Consider the following 19,451-nt stretch of genomic DNA (forward strand, 5'->3'; position numbering starts at 1 on the left):
GTCGCCGTGGCGCAGCGCCTAGACTAGCGGCAGCCGCCGCACGGCCGCCCCCGCCCGCTGCCTGCCGCTCGTCGCCGTCAGTCGGCCAGGCGCTCCTTGATGCGCTGCCTCAGCCAGTTCATGGTGAAGCCACGGGGGTCCACCTTTCCCGGTTGCCACTCCAGGTGGCCGATGACCGAGCGTTCCGTCCAGCGGTGCTGCCGGCAGATCGCCGCGGACACCCGCTCGATCGCCGTGAGCTGGGCCGCCGGCCACGGGTCCTTGCCGTCGCCCAGGTTCTCGCACTCGAAGCCGTAGAAATGCCGGTTGCCGTCGGTGTTGGCCTCGTTGTCCGACGGAAGCGCCGTCTCGGCGATGACCGCGCGGAGCACGTCGTCGTCGCCGAGCCCGGCGTGGTTGGCCCGGCCGTGGCCGACGAGGTGGACCCTGCCGTCCTTGGTGATCACACCGTGGCACAGCGGACCCGGCAGTTCGGCGTGGCCGTCCCGGCAGATCTCCACCGTCGCCTCGCTGCCGCTGGTCACCGTGTGGTGGATCATCACTCCGTGCACGGGCCCCCACGCGCCCTTGTGATTGCGATTGTGATGCTTCCAGTCGCCGACCTCGACGACCGTGACGCCCTCCGCTCTCAAGGCGTCCCGAAAACGGCTCGCGGACATGGGTGAGGCCATGGGCGCCCCCTTCGTGCCGGACGTGGCCGCCTGTCGTGATCGACCGATGGCGGTAAGTGCCAATGAAATCGGACGTCTTGGCCACCTTGTTCGGGTGCCGTGCGAGTCGATCCGGACATTGTGCGCGCCCGGCGCCGTCCGGCCTGGAAATCCCTCTCCCTGCCCAGTAGTGCGATGATCCATTCCCGCTCTTTTGGGTAATGGCGCGACCACGCTCCGTGCTGGAAGGCTGGTCGCGAGCGAGGCCGATGCCCGGCGCGGTTCGGTGCCGGTGCAAACTGGGAGGGCAATTCTTTATGTCGGTAGGCGAAGAGGTCCGCACGGATCAGGGCAAGCCGCAGCAGTCTCTGGACACGGCGGCAGCGCGGAACCTGGCCACCACCACCAAGTCCGCGCCCCAGATGCAGGAGATCAGCTCCCGCTGGCTGCTGCGGACGCTGCCCTGGGTGAACGTGCAGGGCGGCACGTACCGGGTGAACCGGCGACTGACGTACGCCGTCGGCGACGGCCGCGTCACTTTTGTGAAGACCGGTGACCAGGTCGAGGTGATCCCCGCCGAACTCGGCGAACTGCCGGCCCTGCGCTCCTATGAGGACGGAGAGGTCCTCTCCGAACTGGCCCAGCGCTGCCGTCAGCGCGACTTCGCCCCGGGTGAGGTGATCGCCTCGTTCGGGGGCCGGACCGACGAGGTGTTCCTGCTGGCGCACGGCCGGGTGGAAAAGCTCGGCACGGGCCCGTACGGCGACGACGCGATCCTCGGGGTCCTCGCCGACGGCGCCTACTTCGGGGAACAGGCGCTGCTCGACCCTGACGCCATCTGGGAGTACACGGCCCGCGCGGGCACCACGTGCACGGTACTCATCCTGTCCCGCCAGGACTTCGAACAGGTCGCGGAGCGCGCGGACTCCCTGCGCGAGCATCTGCGGCGGCTGCGCGCGATCCCGGCGCAGCGCACCAACAAGTACGGCGAGAAGGCGCTCGACCTCGCGGCCGACCACTCCGGAGAGCCGGACATCCCGCACACGTTCGTCGACTACGAGGCGAAGCCCCGTGAGTACGAGCTGAGCATCGCCCAGACCGTGCTGCGTGTCCACACGCGCGTGGCCGATCTGTACAACCAGCCGATGAACCAGACGGAGCAGCAGTTGCGGCTCACCGTCGAGGCGTTGAAAGAACGCCAGGAGCACGAGCTGGTCAACAACCGTGCATTCGGTCTGCTGCACAACTGCGAGTACGACCAGCGGATCCAACCCCACGACGGCGTACCCGGCCCGGACGACATGGACGAACTGCTGAGCCGCCGGCGCGGCACCAAGCTGTTCCTCGCCCACCCGCGTGCCATCGCCGCGTTCGGCCGCGAGCTGAACAAGCGCGGACTCGTCCCCGAGACCGTGGACATCGGCGGCAACCGCATCCCGACCTGGCGCGGAGTGCCGATCTACCCATGCAACAAGATCCCGATCAGCGAGGCGCGCACGACCTCGATCATCGCCATGCGTACGGGGGAGGAGGACCAGGGGGTCATCGGCCTCAGGCAGGCGGGGATCCCGGACGAGATCGAGCCGAGCCTGTCCGTCCGTTTCATGGGCATCAACGAGCAGGCCGTCATCAACTACCTGGTGACCGCCTACTACTCGGCGGCGGTCCTGGTGCCGGACGCGATCGGTGTCCTGGAGAACGTCGAGATCGGCCGGTGGAGGTGACGTTTCCGCACGTCGCAGCCGTGTTCCCGCTCACTGGGGTGGGTACACCCTCGGGGTACCCGCCCAGCCGGGACGGCGACGCCACCGTCCGCGGACTCCGCGAGGGGGACCCATGGCCGAGTTCTTGACGGAGACGAAGCAGTACCCCGCCGACCCGCCGGGGGCCGGCGAGCCTCCGGCGCCGGACAACCGGCCACGGCCGGCCCGGGAGGTTGGGCACCCGCCCGACGGGCACGAGGCCACGGCCGTCCTGGACCGGGCCCGGGCGTCGGTCGACCCGGAACTGCGGGCCGCCGTCGATTCGCTGCCGGACGCCATACGCAGGATCGTGCGCTATCACTTCGGCTGGGAGCACGCGGACGGCACCCCGGCCGAGGGCAACGCGGGCAAGGCGATCCGGCCCGCGCTCGTCCTCACCGCGGCGGCGGCGCTCGGCGGCCCCCGGGCGCGTACGGCGGCTCTCCGGGCCGCCGCGGCGGTGGAACTGGTGCACAACTTCACGCTGCTGCACGACGACGTGATGGATCGGGACACCTCCCGCAGACACCGGCCCACGGCGTGGACCGTGTTCGGCGTCGCCGGCGCGATCCTCGCCGGGGACGCCCTGGAGGCGCTGGCCCTGCGGCTGCTCGCTGAGGACCCGGACCCGGCGTCCCGGGCCGCAGCCGTCCGGCTCGCCGACTGTGTGGTCGAGCTGTGCGAGGGCCAGCACACGGACACGGCGATGGAGGAGCGCGCCCCCGAGGAGGTGACGCTCGACGAGGTGCTCGCCATGGCCGAGGCCAAGACCGGCGCGCTGATCGGCTGCGCCTGCGCCCTCGGTGGGCTGTACGCGGGGGCGGCCGAGGAGGAGGTGGCGGCGCTGGACGGGTTCGGACGCCAGGCCGGGCTCGCCTTCCAGCTGATCGACGACGTCATCGGGATATGGGGTGACCCGGACCGCACCGGCAAACCGGCCGGCGCGGACCTAGCCGCCCGCAAGAAGTCGCTGCCGGTGGTCGCGGCCCTCACCTCCGGCACGGCGGCGGCGAGCGAACTGGCCGGACTGTACGGACGGCCGTACGACGAGACGGACCTGGAGCGGACGGCGCTGGCCGTCGAGCGGGCGGGCGGCCGGGACTGGGCGCAGGCCGAGGCGGCCGACCGGATGTCCCGGGCGATGCAGGAACTGGCCCGCGCGGTTCCCGATCCGGAGGCGGCGGGGAGTCTCATCGCACTGGCCGAGTTCGTCACCCGGCGCAGCAGTTGAGGCCGAGGGCCGGCCCCTGAAGGCCCCGGAGCCACCGGGCGCGTGCGGTTGCCGACCCCGCACGTCCCTCGACGGCTCCGGCCCGGTGGGCCCCGCGGAATCCCCACGCGCACGGTGCGCGGGGCCTGCCGACGCATGCCGGGCGGGGCGTCCCGGCCGGTCTCGCCGGCCGGCCGTGCGGCCCGCTCGCGCCGCCCGGCCCTGCGGCCCGCTCTCGGTCCCGGCTCCTGTCCCGCATGGGCCGAGGGGCCGCCCGCCCCGGCGAGGGACGCGCCGTGCCCCCGCACGCCCTACCCTGGGGACATGGACAGCGAGGAACACGCCTGTCCCGCCTGCGGACAGCCCGTCGAGACGGTCGTCAAGCGGCACAAGACCCTGGGCGCCTGGGTCCCCGTGTGGGGCCCGGGCCCGTGCCACAATCCCGACTGCACGGCCTGCGCCGACCCCACCGCCGAGCAACGGCAGGGTGAGCCTCACGCGGCCGACGCGAAGAAGTCCTGAGCCCGCCCCGGCCTCCCCGGTGCGGCGCCCATGCTCCGGCGAGGGCCGTACGTCCGGTCGAGGCCGTAGCGTGGCCGCATGCCGAAACTCCCGTACATCCTCCACATCACGGAACGCCCCCTGTGGGAAGCGGCTCGCGAGCGCGGCAGCTATGAGATGTCCACCCGTGGCCGCACGCTGCGGGAGGAGGGCTTCGTCCACTTCTCCACCCGCGCCCAACTCCCGCGCGTGGCGGCCTTCTTGTACGGCTCGCACGAGCGCCCGGACGATCTGGTGGTCCTGGTCGTGGACCCGGCGCTGCTCGGCGTACCCGTGAAGTACGAGGCCGCGGAGCCGGGCGGCGAGGAGTTCCCGCACGTGTACGGGCCGGTGCCGGTCGAGGCCGTGGTCGATGTGGAGCCCTGGGGGTGACGGCGGCCGGGGGATGTCGCCGGATATGGCGCTGTACGGCGGTGGCGTAGGCGCCGGCGGGGGAGGGCGGGGGAGGGTTCACGCTGTGGTCGCGGGCCGGGGCGGAGCCCCGGGAGCCGTACGTCTGGCGGCGGACCCTCGACACGCCCCGAACAGCGCCCCCGGCGAACGGGGACGGCCACGCACGCCCGCGCCCGACGTCCGCGCGCCTCAGACCCCGTACGCCGTGCCTCAAGCCCTGTTCGTCGCGCCTCGGACCCCGTGGCTGTGCCGCCGCTCGCGTCGGCTGTGCGGTCCTCGGTGGGCGCGGGGGACTCGTGGCTGTCTGCACGGGGCCTGCCCTTCGCCGTGGCCGGTGGCCCCGGCTTCCCCTGGTCACGCGCGTGCGTCGTTGAGCGCCGATGCCGGCAGGCCGCCCGTCTCCCGGTTCCGGCCGGTCAGGCAGTAGATGCCGCCGGCCGGGTCGTGCAGCACCGTCCAGTGCGGGTCGTGGGCCACGACGACTGCCCCCAGGCCCTCATGGTTGGGCCCGGGGCGCCGCGATGTCCGCACAGGACAGGACGAGGTGGGCGGCGGGCCGTTCCTCGCCCAGCCGTCGCAGCAGGATCCGGACGGGCAGGCCCGGCGGCGGCCGGAGCACCCGGAATTCGGGAAGCGACCCGGTCAGCGGCTCCCAGCCGGAAGCGCAGCACGCACCAGCCCTGTGCTCGGCGACCGGGACCGCGCCGAGTGCTCGCGCGGACGTCACGAACGCGTTGACGTCGTCCACGGAGAAGTCGAGATGGGCGCCGCCCGGACCGGCGGCGACCCCCTGCACCTTCACGCAGACGTCGGCGTGCGGTGATCGTAGACAGGGCAGCTTCGTTCAGGCAGGTCTCCAGGACGTTCCGGGGTCTGTCCCGGTGTCCGTACCCGCGCTGTCTTTCGGGTCCCAGTTGGTCTCCTCGATCTCCTTCAGCAGCGCCCTCCGTCGTCGGCGGGACAGGGAGTCCCCGTTGACGCTGTGCATGCCCCACGGGACGGGGCAGGGTCCCTCGTGGTCCGGCTCGGGGCACAGCACGTCGGCCAGGCCGTCCAGCAGCTCCTCGTGCTGGGCCGGTGTGGCGAGAAACGCGATCTTCACCTGCCACAGCCCGGGCCGCTCCGCGCCGCCCTCAGCGGGTTCGGACATGATGACCGTCCTTGTCTGCGAGACCGCGCGGGCCGTGTGCCCACCCGTGGCCGGGCGAACAAGACCGCACCCGGCCGCTGTGGACGCCGTGCTCGGCGAACTGCGGACCGGGTGCGGACAGGGAGACCGGGCGATCAAGGAAACCGCGGGTCAGATGGCCTGAGTCAAGATCAGGCCTTCTTGGTCTCCCAGAAGATCTTGTCGATCTGGGCGATGTAGTCCAGCGCCTTCTGGCCCGTCGCCGGGTCGGTGGACGCCTTGGCGGCCGACAGCGCCTTCAGGGTGTCATTGACCAGCTGGTGCAGCTCGGGGTACTTCTCGAAGTGCGGGGGCTTGAAGTAGTCGCTCCAGAGCACGGAGACGTGGTGCTTCGCCAGCTCGGCGCGCTGCTCCTTGATGACGGTGGCGCGCGACTGGAAGTGCGGGTCGTCGTTGGCGGCCATCTTCTCCTGGACGGCCTTCACCGACTCCGCCTCGATGCGGGCCTGGGCCGGGTCGTACACGCCGCAGGGCAGGTCGCAGTGCGCGCTGACCTTGACCTTGGGGGCAAACAGGCGGGAAAGCATGGAGCATTCCTTCCTCGTGATCGTCTTCTCAGGTGGGACATTACTCCCTGAGAAGCGGGATTTCGCGAGTGCCCCCTAGGGCTTACGACAAAAGTCCAGGGTCAGACTGAGACTGGTGGAGGAACGGACCGGGGAGGTGCCGGCGATGCCGGAGCTGTCGCAGGAGACCGAGCGGGGGAGAACGACGCCGCCCTTCGGGCTGGCCGAGGTGACGGGGCCGTCCATGGTGCCGACGCTGCATCACGGGGACCGGCTCGTGCTGCGGTACGGCGCCCGGATCAGGCCCGGGGACATCGTGGTCCTGCGCCATCCCTTCCAACAGGACCTGCTTGTCGTCAAGCGCGCGGTGGAGCGCCGGGAGGGCGGCTGGTGGGTGCTGGGGGACAATCCGTACGCGGGTGGTGACAGCACCGACTACGGGGCCGTGCCGCAGGAGTTGATCCTCGGCCGGGTCCGGCTGCGGTTGCGGCCGCGCAGACCGGATCAGCGCTCGCCGCTGGCCGTGGTGCGCTGGGCGCTCTCGGCCGCGAGGCCGGTGTTCTCGGACCGGTCGGCCTCCAGGCGTTTGCGGGCCCGGTAGGCGGCCACGTTGGCCCGCGTGGCGCACCGGTCGGAGCAGTAGCGCCGGGAGCGGTTGGTGGAGGTGTCCAGGTAGGCGTTGCGGCAGGGGGCCGCCTGGCACAGGCCCAGGCGGTCCACGCCGTACTCGGTCAGATGGAAGCCCAGGCCCATGGCGGCGATCGCCGCGTAGCCCGCGGTGGCGTTCGACGGGTGGTCGGCCAGGTGCATGTGCCACAGCGGGCGGCCGTCGTCGTCCCGGTGATCGTGCCCGGAGATCTGCGGGCTGACCGGGAACTCCAGCAGCAGTGAGTTCAGCAGGTCCACCGCCAGGGTCTCGTCGCCCTGGTCGGCGGCCTCGAAGACCGCGCGCAGCCGGGCGCGTACCGAGCGGAAGCGGGTGACGTCGGCGTCGGCGGCGCGGCGGGCCGCCGACTGGTTGACGCCGAACAGGCCGCGGACGGCCTCGACCGTGGTGAGCGAGTCCTTGCCCCGGAGCGGTTCCTCGCTGTTGACGAGGCGCACGGCGTAATCCGAGTAATAGGCCAGTTCCACTTGTAGTCCTTACGGTGGTGCTCTATGGTCGTGGACGCGATCAGGTAATGACCGATCGCGATTCCAGGGTATTACGGGACCTTCGCGTGGGAGGGGTTGCGATGCCGGACGCGAACACGGCCATGACCGGAGTCGACTGGCGGGCCTGGCAGGAGAGCTGGGACCGGCAGCAGGAGTGGTATATGCCCGACCGCGAGGAACGGTTCACGACCATGCTCGACATGGTCGAGGCGCTCGTCGGCACCGCGCCGCGCGTGCTCGACCTCGCCTGTGGCACCGGCAGCATCACCGGCCGGCTGCTGAAGCGGTTCCCGCAGGCCGTCAGCACCGGCGTCGACCTGGACCCGGCGCTCCTGGCCATCGCCGAGGGCACCTTCGCGGGCGACGAACGGGTCACCTTCGTCACCGCCGACCTCAAGGACCCGCAGTGGCCCGCGCTGCTGCCGTACGACGCGTACGACGCGGTTCTGACCGCCACGGCCCTGCACTGGCTGCACAGCGGCCCCCTCGCGGCCCTCTACGGTCAGGTCGCGAAACTCGTCCGCGACGGTGGTGTCTTCATGAACGCGGACCACATGATCGAGGACAGCACGCCCCGGATCAATGCCGCCGAACGGGCCCAGCGGCACGCCCGCATGGATCAGGCCAAGCGGGCGGGCGCCCTCGACTGGGCGGAGTGGTGGCAACTCGCCGCGAAGGACCCGGTCCTCGCCGAGCCCACGGCCCGCCGCTTCGAGATCTACGGCGAACACGCCGACGGGGACATGCCCCCCGTCGCCTGGCACACGCGCGTGCTGCGCGAAAAGGGCTTCGCAGAGGCCCGACCGGTCTGGTCCTCACCATCGGACACCCTCCTCCTCGCCCTCAAGTAACCAGCCCGACCCAAACCGACGGGACCAACGGAACCGGCCGCCGGCGCCGATCGGGCCGGCCCAGCGGGGCCGCCCCGGACTGCTCCGGTGGGTCTGGCTGGCACCGGCCGAGTTGGCTGAACCGGTGGGTCCGGCTGATGGGGCTGATCTGCTGGAGCCGGTGGATCACGTTGATCGGAGTGGTTCGGCTGGCCCGGCGGGCCGGTGGGTCCGGCTGGTCGGGCCTTTGGGCGGTCTGCCCGCGCCGGGTTCGCCAGGTGGTGATGGCTGGCCAGCGTGGCTGCTGCTCCGGTGCGCCGATGTTGATCTGGCCGTTGGGGCTGGTCCGGTTGATCTGGTGGATCCTGTTGATCGGGCTGGTCCGGCGGAGCTGGTGGGTCTGGCTGGTCGGGGCTTTGGGTGGTCTGCCCGCGCCGGGTTCGGCAGGTGGTGATGGCGGTTCAGCGTGGCTGCTGCTCCGCTGCGCCGATGCTGAATCGGCTGATCCGGTCGATCCCGGCCGAGCGGGCGGATCCGGTGGCGTCGGCTGATCCGGTGGGACGGAACCGGCTGGTCCTGGCCGCCTCGGGCTGCTCCGGCGGATCCGGTGGGACCGGCCGCTGCGATGGGAACGGCCGGTCCCGTGGATCCGGCCGAGCCGGTCGGACCGGCCGTGCTGGCTGAACCGGCTGCATCGGGCGGACGGCTCAGGATGCCCGGACGACCCGGGTGTCTGGGCGCCCCGAGGTGTCGCGGAGATCCGAGGGGACTGGGTGACCGAGGGGTTCGCGGCGACCCAAGCGGCCAGGGCGACCAAAGCGGCCAGGGCGACCCAAGCGGCCAGGGCGACCAAAGCGGCCAGGGTGGCCCAAGGAGCCGGGGTGACCCGGGGAAAGCGCAAGGGCGGGTCGCGTTGGCCGGGTGGGCGGTGTTGGGGAGTTGGGGGGGGCGTGTACGGCGGGACTGCCGGGGGAGGCGGTAGGCAGTGGGGCCGCGGTGTCTCTGGGGCGCCGCGGCCCGGCGCAGGGGCCAGCCGTCCTCGACCACGCAGCGGGCCGGCCGCAGACGTCCGGTCTCGCTCAGAGGTGCATTACGGTGCGGCACGAGGGCCTCTCTGGTCGCCGGTGTAGATGTCGCAATCCACACCAGGCCAGTAGGCCCTCACCCATTTCAAGATCTCTCAGCCGAGACCTGCGTCACCAACCTCCGTGGACAGAACAGCTAGAGCACCTTTGAGAGGAAGGACCTCGTGCGTTCGTGCTGGGGGTCCGTCAGGACCTCGCGGGGGTGGCCGGACTCGACCACCACGCCGTCGTCCATGAACACCAGCGAGTCCCCGACCTCACGGGCGAAGCCCATCTCGTGTGTGACGACGATCATCGTCATGCCGTCCTCGGCGAGGTCCCGCATCACGTCGAGCACCTCGCCGACCAGCTCCGGGTCGAGCGCCGAGGTCGGCTCGTCGAACAGCATCAGCTTGGGCTCCATCGCCAGGGCACGGGCGATGGCGACCCGCTGCTGCTGGCCCCCGGAGAGCTGCGCCGGATAGTGCCCGGTGCGGTCGCCGAGGCCCACCCGGTCGAGCAGCCGCTGCGCGCGCTCCCGGGCGACCGCCTTGGACTCCCGCTTGACCTGGACCGGCGCCTCCATGACGTTCTCCAGCGCCGTCATGTGCGGGAAGAGGTTGAAGCGCTGGAACACCATGCCGATGTCCCGCCGCTGCGCCGCGACCTCCCGCTCCTTCAGCTCGTAGAGCTTGTCGCCGCGCTGCCGGTAGCCGACGAGGTCGCCGTCGACGTACAGCCGGCCCGCGCTGATCTTCTCCAGGTGGTTGATGCACCGCAGGAAGGTGGACTTGCCCGAGCCGGAGGGTCCGATGATGCAGAACACCTCACGCGAGTTCACCTCCAGGTCGATGCCCTTGAGGATGTGCGAGAGCCCGAAGGACTTGTGCACGCCCTCGGCCCTGACCATGGGCCCGCCGACCGAGCCGCGGCCCAAGCCGGTGTCCTTGCTGAGACTGGTCATCGGGCCACCTCCGGACGGCGGAACGAACCGAACTGGCGGAGGTTCTTCCTGAGCCGCTGCATCGGTGTCGGCGGCAGGCTGCGCGAGGAGCCGCGGGCGTACCGGCGTTCCACGTAGTACTGCACGATGCTGAACACCGTGGTCAGGATCAGGTACCAGATCGACGCCACGAAGTACATCTCGACGACCGCGAGCGAGGTACTGGAGATGTCCGTGGCCCGTTTGATCAGCTCGTTGAACTGGACCGCGTACGCGAGCGACGAGGTCTTCAGCATGTTGATGAACTCGTTGCCGGTCGGCGGGACGATGACCCGCATCGCCTGCGGGAGGGTCACCCGGCGCAGCGTCTGGCCCTGGGTCATGCCCAGCGCGTGCGACGCCTCCGTCTGGCCCAGGTCCACCGACTGGATGCCGGCCCGGACGATCTCCGACATGTACGCGGCCTCGTTCAGGCCGAGGCCCAGCAGCGCGGTCAGGAACGGCGTCATGACCTGGTTCATCTCGTTCTTGTAGAACCCCAGGTTGAGGATGGGGAACACCAGCGAGATGTTGTACCAGAGCAGCAGTTGGACGAGGACCGGGGTACCGCGGAAGAACCAGACGTAGAACCAGGCCACCGTGCTGGTCACCGGGTTCGACGACATTCGCATCACGGCGACGACGACGCCCAGGACCAGGCCCAGCGCCATGGCGAGTACGGAGATGTACAGCGTGTGCCAGGCCCCGGACAGGATGGTCCCGTCCGTCAGATACTGCGGGATGATGCTGTAGTTGATCTTCGCGTTGGAGAACGCCGTGCCGATCAGCACCAGGACGGCGACGACCAGCGCGCCGGCCACCCAGCGGCCGTAGTGGCGCACGGGGATGGCCTTGATCTGTTCCGGTGGAACGGATGGCGCGGGAATCTTCTCGGCGGTGTCAGACACGGTGGCTGCCCTTCAGTCGCTCGGGACGCTCAGGAACCGCCGTTGATCTTCGCCTCGGTCACCGCGCCGGCCGTGACGTTCCACTTCTCCATGATCTTGGTGTACTCGCCGTTCTTGATGATGGCGTTCACGGCCGCCTGGAGGGCGTCGCGCAGCTGGGTGTTCTCCTTGCTGACGCCGATGCCGTACGGGCCGGCCTCGATCTGCTCGCCGATCACCTCGAAGTCCTTGCCGCCGCCGGAGGTCTTGGCGTTGTAGGCGGCCACCGGGAAGTCGTTGAGGTCCGCTACCGACGCGCCCTGCTTGAGGCGGAGCAGCGCCTCGGGGTCGGTGTCGAAGGTCTGCAGCGTGATCGCCTTCTTGCCGTCCTTCGTACACTTCTTGGTCTGCGCCTTGGCGATGCCCTCGGACGTGGTGCCCTTCTGCAGGGCCACGACCTTGCCGCACAGGTCGTCCAGCGTCTTGATGCCCTTCGGGTTGCCCTTCTGGACGAGGATCGAGGTGCCGGCCGTGAAGTAGTCCACGAAGTCGACGCCGTTGCCGACCTTCTGGCCGTTGTCCGAGTTGATGCCGTCCTGGCGGTCCTTGGTGTCGTTCATCGCGGACATGATCACGTTGAACCGCTTGGCCTGCATTCCGACGACGAGGTTGTCGAACTTGCCGTTCTGGAACTCGAACTTCACGCCCAGCTGCTTGCCGAGGGCGTCCGCGATGTCCGGGTCGATGCCGACGGCCTTGCCGCCCTCCATGTACTCCACCGGCGGATAGGCGATGTCCGAGCCCACCTTGATGACACCCGCCTCGCGGATGTCCTTGGGGAGCTTGTCGGCGAGCGGTGCCGAGGAGGAGGACGTGTCGGAACCGCTGCCGCCCTTGTCGGTCTGGTCACCGCAGCCGGTGAGCAGCAGGGCGCCGGCGACCGCGATCGCACCGACCGCTGCTGGCCGGGAGTGCGCGGCGGTGGTGCGACGGGTCGAGCGAGCGGTCATGGGGTTCCTCCGGCGGATGGGTAGCGTTGCCGATGGGTCGACGAGAACACACACCTTCGGGTGTCGCGACCTCGTGGGTTACCGCATCTTGCCATTCGGGCTAGGCCAATCAGGCGACCCGCTATGTCAAAATCGGATAACGGGTGACCCCCGAACCGCCCAGGTCGGTACATCCAGCCGGACCGTCTGTGGAAAACCTCGGTATCGACCGGAATATCTTCGGCGCATCTCACCATGCGGTCGATGCTTGCCCGGTGTCCGCCGTCGTGCAAGCGAACGGGGAGCGGCCCGCAGGCCACCGGAGCGTGGCCGCCGAACCGCGCCAGGTGACCTTGCACCAATGGACTCGTCGTCGGCGCCGTCCGTCGGGTAAGAAGGTGCTTTACACCCCTCATCCGGGGCTCAGGGCGCGTGTGCGGCGCGCCCGTCGCGTACGACCCGTACGCAACGGTCAAACCGGGTCGTATGCGGTCCCGCCCACTCTTCACCAGGAGTGGCCCTCACCCTCACACCATGAACACCTAAGGGGTAAACAAGTGGCAGCGGAGATCGTCAATCCTCGCAGCGACAGCAGTGCCGATCAGGACGGCGGGGCCGAGCCCCTCGATTCCTTCGACCCGGCCTTCGCGCTCCACCGCGGCGGCAAGATGGCCGTGCGGGCCACCGTGCCGGTCCGTGACAAGGACGACCTGTCCCTCGCCTACACGCCCGGCGTCGCGCGCGTGTGCACCGCGATCGCGGAGCAGCCGGAACTGGTCAACGACTACACATGGAAGTCGTCCGTGGTGGCCGTCGTCACCGACGGCACGGCCGTCCTCGGACTCGGGGACATCGGCCCCCGGGCCTCCCTTCCGGTGATGGAGGGGAAGGCGATCCTGTTCAAGCAGTTCGGCGGCGTGGACGCGGTGCCGATCGCGCTCGACTGCACGGACGCCGACGAGATCGTGGAGACCGTGGTCCGTCTCGCCCCCTCCTTCGGCGGCGTGAACCTGGAGGACATCTCGGCGCCGCGGTGCTTCGAGATCGAGCGCAAGCTCCAGGAGCGGCTGGACATTCCCGTCTTCCACGACGACCAGCACGGTACGGCGGTCGTGACGCTGGCCGCGCTGCGTAACGCCGCGCGGCTGAGCGGGCGGAGCATCGGTGATCTGCGGGTCGTCATCTCGGGCGCCGGGGCCGCCGGTGTCGCCATCGCCAAGATGCTGGTCGAGGCCGGGATCGGGGACGTCGCGGTGGCCGACCGCAAGGGCGTCGTGTCGGCCGACCGGGAGGATCTGACGCCGGTCAAGCGGGAGCTGGCCGGGTTCACCAACAAGGCGGGCCTCACGGGCTCGCTGGAGGATGCGCTGGCCGGCGCGGACGTCTTCATCGGCGTCTCCGGCGGTACGGTCCCGGAGGCGGCGGTGGCCTCGATGGCCGAGGGCGCGTTCGTGTTCGCCATGGCCAACCCGGACCCCGAGGTGCACCCGGACGTCGCCCACAAGTACGCGGCGGTCGTCGCGACCGGCCGGTCGGACTTCCCGAACCAGATCAACAACGTGCTGGCGTTCCCCGGCATCTTCGCGGGCGCGCTGCAGGTGCGGGCCTCCCGGATCACCGAGGGGATGAAGCTGGCGGCGGCGGAGGCGCTGGCGGCGGTGGTCGGCGACGATCTCGCCGCCGACTACGTCATCCCCTCGCCGTTCGACGAGCGGGTCGCTCCCGCGGTGACGGCGGCGGTGGCCGCGGCGGCCCGAGCGGAGGGCGTCGCCCGCCGGTAGCCCCTGCGGTACGCCTCCGCCGGTAAGCCTCGTGGCTCCCGCACCGGCAGCCCCCGCCGGTGGGCCCCCGCCGGTGGGCCCCCGCCGGTGGGCCCCGCCGCCGCGGGCCCACCTTGGCGGGGACCCGCCGATGCGCCGGGGCAGCCCCGCTCGGTCCGTGCGGGTGCGTCGTCGCCGACGGGTTCCCGTGGGTGGGCCCGGCGTGCGGGGCGGGGCTTGGTGGGCTCGTGGGTGTGGGGCCCCGTTCGGCGGTCGGTCCCGGTGGTTTGTCACGGTGGATTCGCGCGGCGGTCCGTGTGGATGCGCCCGCGCGATGGGTTCGTGGGGTGTTCCGTGCGGGTGCGTCGGCGCGATGGGTTCGTGCGGGTGGGCTTGTCTCGGCGGGGCCCGGCTTGGTGGGTTCGTGGGCTTTTCCGTGTGGGTGCGTCGGGGGCGGTGGGTCTGCGCGGATGGGCTTGTCTCGGCGGGCACGGCCTGGTCGCCCGTGGGGCGGTCCATGTGGGTGTGCCTGCGTCGGTGGGCTTGGGTGAGGAACCCGGCTCGGTGTCTGTTCCGGTGGGTTGGCGGGGTGGTCCGTAGGGGTGCGTTTGTGGCGGTGGGTTCGTGGCAGTTCGTGTGGGTGGGTCTGGGGCGGTGGGTTTGGGTGAGGGGCCCGGCTCGGTGTCTGTTCCGGTGAGTTGGCGGGGTGGTCCGTAGGGGTGCGTTTGTGGCGGTGGGTTTCGTGGGGTTGTCGTGCGGGTGTGCCTGGGGCTGAGGGGCCGGCTGGGTGGGCCCGCGGGCCGTGGCCTCGTGGCGGTGGGGGCTCGCGTTCCTGGCCTCTTGTCGGTGACCGCGCGGGGGGCGTTCTCGCGTCGGCGAACTTGCACCGCTGACCACGTGCCCGCTGACCACGCGCCTGCTGAACGCGGGCCCGCTGACCACGCACGCTTACCTTGCGGCGGCTGCCGGTACGAGCGCGGCCTTCTGAGCGAGCACACCGTTCGGTGGGCCGTCGAAGCGAGCAGGCCGTTCGGCGGGCCACCGAAGGCAGTACGCCGGTCAGCCGGTCATCGAAGGCGGCATGCCGTTCGGCCGGTCATCGGAGGCAGTACGCCGTTGGGCCGGTCATCGGAGGGAGCAGGCCGTTCGGCGGGCCATTGAACTGTTCCGGGGCGACGTGTCCGCATCGGAGTTCCCGCCTGGGGGTCGGTTGCCAGGGGGAACGGGTCGCCATCCACACCTTCGGAGGACCGCGTGGACCCGTTCGGCGCCCTGGCGCGGGTGAACTGCAAGACGTTCGGCCCGGTGGCCCGGTGGCCCGGTGGCCCGGTGGGCCCGGTGGGCAACAGGGTGTGTGTCACAGGGGAGCCTGGTTCCGTTGGCGGGGCGGGGAACCTATCGTCGAGCCCATGTTCGCTGTCTACGCCGCCCGAATCGACCCCGACCAGCCGCTGTCCGGCCTTGAGTTGGGGGAGCGCCCGGCCCCCGAGGCCCGCCCCGGCTGGAGCACCGTCGACGTCCGGGCCGCCTCCCTCAACCATCACGACCTGTGGTCGCTCCGGGGCGTCGGCCTCCCGGAGGACCGGCTGCCGATGATCCTCGGCTGTGACGCCGCCGGAGTCGACGAGGACGGCAACGAGGTCGTCCTGCACTCCGTCATCGGCCAGACCGGCCACGGCGTCGGCCCCAGGGAACCCCGCTCCATCCTCACCGAGCGCTACCAGGGCACCTTCGCCGAACAGGTCGCCGTGCCCACCTGGAACGTCCTGCCCAAGCCCAAGGAGCTGTCCTTCGAGGAGGCCGCCTGTCTGCCCACGGCCTGGCTGACGGCGTACCGCATGCTCTTCACCAACGCCGGGGTGCGGCCCGGCGACTCGGTGCTCGTGCAGGGCGCGGGCGGTGGTGTCGCCACGGCCGCGATCGCGCTCGGCAAGGCGGCGGGGCTGCGCGTCTTCGCCACCAGCCGGGACGAGGCCAAGCGCAAGCGGGCCGTGGAGCTGGGCGCCGTCGAGGCGGTGGAGACGGGGGCGCGGCTGCCGCAGCGGGTGGACGCCGTCATCGAGACCGTCGGCGCCGCCACCTGGTCCCACTCGGTCAAGTCCCTGCGGCCCGGCGGCACCCTCGTCATCTCCGGTGCCACCAGCGGCGACCGGCCGTCCCATGCCGAGCTGACCCGGATCTTCTTCCTGGAACTCAAGGTCGTCGGCTCGACCATGGGCACCAAGGAGGAACTGGAGGATCTGCTCTCCTTCTGCGCCGCCACCGGCGTACGCCCCGTCATCGACGAGGTGCTGCCGCTGGACCGCGCCCGCGAGGGCTTCGAACGGCTGGAGTCCGGTGGCCAGTTCGGAAAGGTCGTGCTCACCAACGGCTGACCGCGGCGCCGCTGCCACACCGACGGCCGACCCGGCTCCCGGGTCGGCCGTCGGCCTCTGTCAACCGGAGTTGACAGATCTCCTCGTGTCAACGTAGGTTGACATCATGACCGAGGCAACCAATCTCGCCGAGCGCGCGGGCGACCGCGACCCGCGGGTCGGGCTGCGGGCCGTCGTCGCCCTGCGCAGGCTGCTGGAGCAGCTGGAGGCCGTGCAGGTGCGCAACGCCCGCAACCAGGGCTGGTCGTGGCAGGAGATCGCCGCCGAACTCGGCGTCAGCAGACAGGCCGTGCACAAGAAGTACGGGAGGCAGTGATGTTCGAACGGTTCACGAGGCAGGCCCGTGACGTGGTACGCGGCGCGGTGGAGCACGGCGAACGCGAGGGCGCGCGGTCCATCGGCACCGACCATATGCTTCTCGCGCTGCTCGACCGCGAGGGAAGCCGCGCCTCCTTCGCGCTGGCCGCGCTGGGCCTCGCCGATCGCAAGGAGTCCGTGCGCGGCGCGCTCGGCGAGGCGCGGCGGCGGGGCGGTCTCACCCGCGCGGACGAGGACGCGCTCGCCGGGCTGGGGATCGACGTCTTGGGGATCGTCCAACGGGTCGAGGAGACGCATGGCGTCGGGGCGCTGTCCGGCGACCGCGGGGGCAGGGGCTCCTGGCCGGGCCGCCGCCCCTTCACCCGGGGCGCCAAGGATGTCCTCGAACGGGCGTTGCGCACCGCCGCCGGCCGCCGTGACCGGCACATCGGCGACGAGCACATCCTCATCGCCCTGACCGTCTGCCCCGGCGTACCCGCCGAGGTCCTCGCCGATCACGGGGTGACATACGAGTCCGTGGCACGGGTGCTGTACGGCGGCGGAGAGGCGAAGGCGTCCTGACACGGCCTCCCCCGAGCCCGCGCCGGACGCGGGCACCGGGCGCGGTCGCCGGGCGCGGGCCTGGGGCGCGGGTGTCGGGCGCGGGGGAGCGCGGGACGCGGTGCCGCGCGGTCAGGGGCGGGGCCGGCGGAGGATCACCCCGATGTGGGCCGCCGCCGTCGACAGATGGCGGCGGGCGTCCCGCAACTGGTCGACCGTGACGCCGTTGTCGCGGGCCGCGTCCCGGATGTCGTCCCGGAAACGGTCGAGGAGGCGGTCCAGGTCACGGGCCGGATCGCCGCTGCCGTCCTCCTGGGCCCAGGCCGGTACGTAGTCGGCCGGGAAGTCCTCCGCCGTCTGCTCGTACTCCGGAGCCGGCGCGGCCTTGGGGTTCCCCGCCGCCGGTCCCTGGCCGGCCCCCGCCCCCGCCCCGCCGCGGCCGAAGCCGAACTCCTTCCCCAAGTCCTTTCCGAAGTCCTTGCCGAACTCGCCGAACTCCTTGGCGAGTTCGCTCAGACCCTCACGCATGCCCGTGGGCCAGTCGCCCCGCGTGAAGTGGTTCTGCACACGCTCCTGGACCCGCTGCGCGATCCGCTGCATCTCCTCCTGCGCCTGGGCCCGCGCCCGCGCCTGCGCCTCCTGGGCCTGGCGCCGCGCCCGCTGGGCCTCGTCACGGGCTCTGCGGCTCTCGTCCTTGGCCCGCCGGGCCTGCTCCTTCCACTCCTGCTTGACGCGGCGCATCTCCTCCTTGGCGGCACGCCAGGACTCCTTGTCGCCGGCCTCGCCGTACTCCCCGAAGGGGCCCTGCTCGGCGGCGCGGGTGCCGGCACCATGCCGGGCCTCGGAGGCTGCGGCCCGCATCTCGCGCCGCAGGTCGCCCGCAGCGCCGCGCACTTCGGCCCGGATCTCGGCGGCGAGTTCCGCGACCGACTCGCGGATCTCCAGCTCGAGTTCGGCCAGTTCTCCGCTGCGGTCGGCCAGTTCGGCGCGGCCCGCGTCCGTGATGGCGTACACCTTGCGGCCGCCCTCGGTGGTGTGCGTGACCAGGCCCTCGGCCTCCAGCTTGGCCAGGCGGGGGTAGACGGTGCCCGCCGACGGGGCGTACAGCCCCTGGAAGCGTTCTTCGAGGAGGCGGATCACCTCGTAGCCGTGGCGCGGGGCCTCGTCGAGCAGCTTGAGCAGGTAGAGGCGGAGGCGGCCGTGGGCGAAGACGGGAGGCATGTCAGAGCACCTTCTTGTCGGTCGTGCCGTCGGCCGGGGCGCTCGTCGTGTCGGCTGTCCGGCCGGAAGCGGAATTGTCCCCCGACGTGTGCCGGGACGCGGCCGGATCCGGCTCGGTGTCGTCCCAGGACGTGTCCTCGTCCTCCTTCGGCGGGCGGCGCAGCAGGGCGATCGAACCGGAGACCGTGGTGGCCCGGAGCTTGCCGTTGCCCGCGCCGAGCCGGCCAGTGATCTTGTGGGCGCCCCACTGGCCGTGCACCCGCAGTCCGTCGAAGGCGTTGGAGATCCTGCCGCTCGCCGTGTTCGCCTCCACCTCGGCGTCCGCGGGATGCGGCAGCCGGATGGCGATCTCGCCGGAGACGCTGGTCAGCCGGACGTCGGTGGGACCGTCCGGATCCAGGTCGATGATCATGGATCCGCTCACGGAGTCGGCCCGCACGGAGGGACCGGAGCCCTCGACGACGGTCAGGTCGCCCGAGACGGAGTTGAAGCGGAGGTCGCCGGTGACGGCCTGGGCCTCCAGGCTGCCGGAGACCGTGTCCGCACGGACCGGTCCGGAGAGGGCGACGAGGGTCGTGTCACCGGTGACGCCCTTGATCACCGCGGGGCCGCTGACCCCCGAGACCACGGCGCCTGCGCCGACCACGCCCACCTCGACGCGGGTGTCCGCGGGGACCGCGAGCGAGACGACCGCGGTGCGCCGCCAGCCCTTGCGGTCCAGCCACTTGAGGAAGCCCTTCCAGGGCAGGTCCTCGTACGCCACGGTGAGGGTGCCGCCCTCCTGTGTGACCACCAGGGGCGGTCCCTCGATCTGGGAGATCTGGAGCCGGGCGGAACCCTCGTCCGTGCCCACGACGTTGACTGTTCCATTGACGATGCGCACGTGCAGATCACGCACGGGGTCGTCGAAGGTGAGCTTCCTGGGCTCTGCGACGGACCACTCGGACATGGTGCTGACCTCCTCGACGGGGACGCGACGCGCCATATCGCGTCATCCGTGAAACACGATATATCGCGGCCATGGAAAGTCAAGACACCCGTTGGTGGACGACCCGAACCCACCCCAGGCCCGCGACCCC

20 protein-coding genes and 1 pseudogene are annotated in these 19,451 nt (G+C 71.2%); 11 read left to right on the plus strand and 10 right to left on the minus strand.

The window, feature by feature from the left end; all coding sequences use genetic code 11:
* Positions 1-77: 77 nt before the first annotated feature.
* Positions 78-671 carry an N-acetylmuramoyl-L-alanine amidase gene (locus tag ABT245_RS06810; RefSeq protein ID WP_351729527.1) on the minus strand — a complete coding sequence of 198 codons (594 nt, stop codon included), beginning with the start codon at positions 669-671 and terminating at the stop codon, positions 78-80.
* Positions 672-967: 296 nt separating this feature from the next.
* On the opposite strand from ABT245_RS06810, the gene ABT245_RS06815 reads away from it, so the two are divergent.
* The 4 genes from ABT245_RS06815 to ABT245_RS06830 all read left to right on the plus strand — a co-directional run bounded on the left by ABT245_RS06815 (position 968) and on the right by ABT245_RS06830 (position 4,535).
* Positions 968-2,374 (plus strand): family 2B encapsulin nanocompartment shell protein, encoded by a 1,407-nt coding sequence (locus ABT245_RS06815; RefSeq protein WP_351729529.1) that lies wholly within the window; start codon positions 968-970, stop codon positions 2,372-2,374.
* A gap of 112 nt (positions 2,375-2,486) precedes the next feature.
* Positions 2,487-3,623, plus strand: a complete 1,137-nt coding sequence (locus ABT245_RS06820) for a family 2 encapsulin nanocompartment cargo protein polyprenyl transferase (protein ID WP_351729532.1) — start codon at positions 2,487-2,489, stop codon at positions 3,621-3,623.
* A gap of 303 nt (positions 3,624-3,926) precedes the next feature.
* Positions 3,927-4,124: a hypothetical protein gene (locus ABT245_RS06825; RefSeq protein ID WP_351729535.1), complete on the plus strand. Its 198-nt coding sequence runs from the start codon at positions 3,927-3,929 to the stop codon at positions 4,122-4,124.
* A 78-nt stretch (positions 4,125-4,202) separates the two neighbouring features.
* Positions 4,203-4,535 (plus strand): DUF952 domain-containing protein, encoded by a 333-nt coding sequence (locus ABT245_RS06830; RefSeq protein WP_351729537.1) that lies wholly within the window; start codon positions 4,203-4,205, stop codon positions 4,533-4,535.
* Positions 4,536-4,910: 375 nt separating this feature from the next.
* Here the strand turns inward: ABT245_RS06830 and ABT245_RS06835 are convergent.
* The 3 genes and pseudogenes from ABT245_RS06835 to sodN all read right to left on the minus strand — a co-directional run.
* Positions 4,911-5,370: pseudogene (locus ABT245_RS06835) on the minus strand (VOC family protein); the annotation flags it as partial.
* 30 nt (positions 5,371-5,400) lie between these two features.
* Positions 5,401-5,706, minus strand: a complete 306-nt coding sequence (locus tag ABT245_RS06840; protein WP_351729540.1) for a hypothetical protein — start codon at positions 5,704-5,706, stop codon at positions 5,401-5,403.
* A gap of 170 nt (positions 5,707-5,876) precedes the next feature.
* Positions 5,877-6,272: a superoxide dismutase, Ni gene (gene sodN / locus ABT245_RS06845; protein WP_351729542.1), complete on the minus strand. Its 396-nt coding sequence runs from the start codon at positions 6,270-6,272 to the stop codon at positions 5,877-5,879.
* Between the two features lie 145 nt (positions 6,273-6,417).
* Here sodN and sodX point away from each other — a divergent pair, with 145 nt between their 5' ends.
* Positions 6,418-6,852, plus strand: a complete 435-nt coding sequence (sodX, locus tag ABT245_RS06850; protein WP_351729619.1) for a nickel-type superoxide dismutase maturation protease — start codon at positions 6,418-6,420, stop codon at positions 6,850-6,852.
* Here sodX and ABT245_RS06855 read toward each other — a convergent pair.
* The gene (locus ABT245_RS06855; RefSeq protein ID WP_351729545.1) at positions 6,756-7,385 is read right to left on the minus strand and encodes a CGNR zinc finger domain-containing protein; all 630 of its coding nucleotides are present in this window, start codon (positions 7,383-7,385) and stop codon (positions 6,756-6,758) included. The two genes, sodX and ABT245_RS06855, sit on opposite strands and share 97 nt — an antisense overlap.
* A gap of 101 nt (positions 7,386-7,486) precedes the next feature.
* Here ABT245_RS06855 and ABT245_RS06860 point away from each other — a divergent pair, with 101 nt between their 5' ends.
* Positions 7,487-8,257 carry a class I SAM-dependent methyltransferase gene (locus ABT245_RS06860; RefSeq protein ID WP_351729547.1) on the plus strand — a complete coding sequence of 257 codons (771 nt, stop codon included), beginning with the start codon at positions 7,487-7,489 and terminating at the stop codon, positions 8,255-8,257.
* Positions 8,258-8,394: 137 nt separating this feature from the next.
* Positions 8,395-8,787 (plus strand): hypothetical protein, encoded by a 393-nt coding sequence (locus ABT245_RS06865; protein WP_351729550.1) that lies wholly within the window; start codon positions 8,395-8,397, stop codon positions 8,785-8,787.
* Between the two features lie 670 nt (positions 8,788-9,457).
* Here the strand turns inward: ABT245_RS06865 and ABT245_RS06870 are convergent.
* Genes ABT245_RS06870 through ABT245_RS06880 form a run of 3 tightly spaced genes read right to left on the minus strand, consistent with a single transcriptional unit; the run spans position 9,458 to position 12,179 of the window.
* The gene (locus tag ABT245_RS06870; protein ID WP_351729552.1) at positions 9,458-10,264 is read right to left on the minus strand and encodes an amino acid ABC transporter ATP-binding protein; all 807 of its coding nucleotides are present in this window, start codon (positions 10,262-10,264) and stop codon (positions 9,458-9,460) included.
* Positions 10,261-11,190, minus strand: coding sequence for an amino acid ABC transporter permease (locus ABT245_RS06875; protein ID WP_351729554.1), 930 nt, complete (start codon positions 11,188-11,190; stop codon positions 10,261-10,263). The genes ABT245_RS06870 and ABT245_RS06875 overlap by 4 nt, the downstream gene beginning before the upstream one ends.
* A gap of 29 nt (positions 11,191-11,219) precedes the next feature.
* Entirely contained in the window at positions 11,220-12,179 is a 960-nt protein-coding gene (locus ABT245_RS06880; RefSeq protein WP_351729557.1) for an ABC transporter substrate-binding protein, read from the minus strand.
* A 536-nt stretch (positions 12,180-12,715) separates the two neighbouring features.
* On the opposite strand from ABT245_RS06880, the gene ABT245_RS06885 reads away from it, so the two are divergent.
* The 4 genes from ABT245_RS06885 to ABT245_RS06900 all read left to right on the plus strand — a co-directional run bounded on the left by ABT245_RS06885 (position 12,716) and on the right by ABT245_RS06900 (position 17,172).
* On the plus strand, positions 12,716-13,939 hold the full coding sequence (locus tag ABT245_RS06885; protein WP_351729560.1) for an NAD(P)-dependent malic enzyme: 1,224 nt from the start codon (positions 12,716-12,718) through the stop codon (positions 13,937-13,939).
* A 1,388-nt stretch (positions 13,940-15,327) separates the two neighbouring features.
* Positions 15,328-16,293: a zinc-binding dehydrogenase gene (locus ABT245_RS06890; RefSeq protein WP_351729562.1), complete on the plus strand. Its 966-nt coding sequence runs from the start codon at positions 15,328-15,330 to the stop codon at positions 16,291-16,293.
* Positions 16,294-16,399: 106 nt separating this feature from the next.
* The gene (locus ABT245_RS06895; protein WP_351729564.1) at positions 16,400-16,609 is read left to right on the plus strand and encodes a helix-turn-helix domain-containing protein; all 210 of its coding nucleotides are present in this window, start codon (positions 16,400-16,402) and stop codon (positions 16,607-16,609) included.
* A complete protein-coding gene (locus ABT245_RS06900; protein ID WP_351729567.1) occupies positions 16,609-17,172 on the plus strand; it encodes a Clp protease N-terminal domain-containing protein in 564 nt (187 codons plus the stop codon). Before ABT245_RS06895 ends, ABT245_RS06900 begins: the two co-directional genes overlap by 1 nt.
* A gap of 111 nt (positions 17,173-17,283) precedes the next feature.
* On the opposite strand, the gene ABT245_RS06905 is transcribed toward ABT245_RS06900, so the two are convergent.
* Together ABT245_RS06905 and ABT245_RS06910 are read right to left on the minus strand one after the other, a co-directional pair.
* A complete protein-coding gene (locus ABT245_RS06905; RefSeq protein ID WP_351729570.1) occupies positions 17,284-18,372 on the minus strand; it encodes a PadR family transcriptional regulator in 1,089 nt (362 codons plus the stop codon).
* A gap of 1 nt (position 18,373) precedes the next feature.
* The gene (locus ABT245_RS06910) at positions 18,374-19,321 is read right to left on the minus strand and encodes a DUF4097 family beta strand repeat-containing protein (RefSeq protein ID WP_351729621.1); all 948 of its coding nucleotides are present in this window, start codon (positions 19,319-19,321) and stop codon (positions 18,374-18,376) included.
* Between the last annotated feature and the right edge of the window lie 130 nt (positions 19,322-19,451).

Origin of the sequence: Streptomyces sp. NPDC001508, assembly GCF_040298665.1 — a bacterium.
In the GTDB taxonomy this organism is placed as follows: Bacteria; Actinomycetota; Actinomycetes; order Streptomycetales; family Streptomycetaceae; genus Streptomyces.

Bases quoted from the DNA above. Each gene is read 5' to 3' on its own strand.
- ABT245_RS06810 (WP_351729527.1), bottom strand. From the start codon at position 671: ATGGCCTCACCCATGTCCGCGAGCCGTTTTCGGGACGCCTTGAGAGCG.
- ABT245_RS06815 (WP_351729529.1), top strand. From the start codon at position 968: ATGTCGGTAGGCGAAGAGGTCCGCACGGATCAGGGCAAGCCGCAGCAG.
- ABT245_RS06820 (WP_351729532.1), top strand. From the start codon at position 2,487: ATGGCCGAGTTCTTGACGGAGACGAAGCAGTACCCCGCCGACCCGCCG.
- ABT245_RS06825 (WP_351729535.1), top strand. From the start codon at position 3,927: ATGGACAGCGAGGAACACGCCTGTCCCGCCTGCGGACAGCCCGTCGAG.
- ABT245_RS06830 (WP_351729537.1), top strand. From the start codon at position 4,203: ATGCCGAAACTCCCGTACATCCTCCACATCACGGAACGCCCCCTGTGG.
- ABT245_RS06840 (WP_351729540.1), bottom strand. From the start codon at position 5,706: ATGTCCGAACCCGCTGAGGGCGGCGCGGAGCGGCCCGGGCTGTGGCAG.
- sodN (WP_351729542.1), bottom strand. From the start codon at position 6,272: ATGCTTTCCCGCCTGTTTGCCCCCAAGGTCAAGGTCAGCGCGCACTGC.
- sodX (WP_351729619.1), top strand. From the start codon at position 6,418: ATGCCGGAGCTGTCGCAGGAGACCGAGCGGGGGAGAACGACGCCGCCC.
- ABT245_RS06860 (WP_351729547.1), top strand. From the start codon at position 7,487: ATGCCGGACGCGAACACGGCCATGACCGGAGTCGACTGGCGGGCCTGG.
- ABT245_RS06865 (WP_351729550.1), top strand. From the start codon at position 8,395: ATGGGGCTGATCTGCTGGAGCCGGTGGATCACGTTGATCGGAGTGGTT.
- ABT245_RS06870 (WP_351729552.1), bottom strand. From the start codon at position 10,264: ATGACCAGTCTCAGCAAGGACACCGGCTTGGGCCGCGGCTCGGTCGGC.
- ABT245_RS06880 (WP_351729557.1), bottom strand. From the start codon at position 12,179: ATGACCGCTCGCTCGACCCGTCGCACCACCGCCGCGCACTCCCGGCCA.
- ABT245_RS06890 (WP_351729562.1), top strand. From the start codon at position 15,328: ATGTTCGCTGTCTACGCCGCCCGAATCGACCCCGACCAGCCGCTGTCC.
- ABT245_RS06895 (WP_351729564.1), top strand. From the start codon at position 16,400: ATGACCGAGGCAACCAATCTCGCCGAGCGCGCGGGCGACCGCGACCCG.
- ABT245_RS06900 (WP_351729567.1), top strand. From the start codon at position 16,609: ATGTTCGAACGGTTCACGAGGCAGGCCCGTGACGTGGTACGCGGCGCG.
- ABT245_RS06905 (WP_351729570.1), bottom strand. From the start codon at position 18,372: ATGCCTCCCGTCTTCGCCCACGGCCGCCTCCGCCTCTACCTGCTCAAG.
- ABT245_RS06910 (WP_351729621.1), bottom strand. From the start codon at position 19,321: ATGTCCGAGTGGTCCGTCGCAGAGCCCAGGAAGCTCACCTTCGACGAC.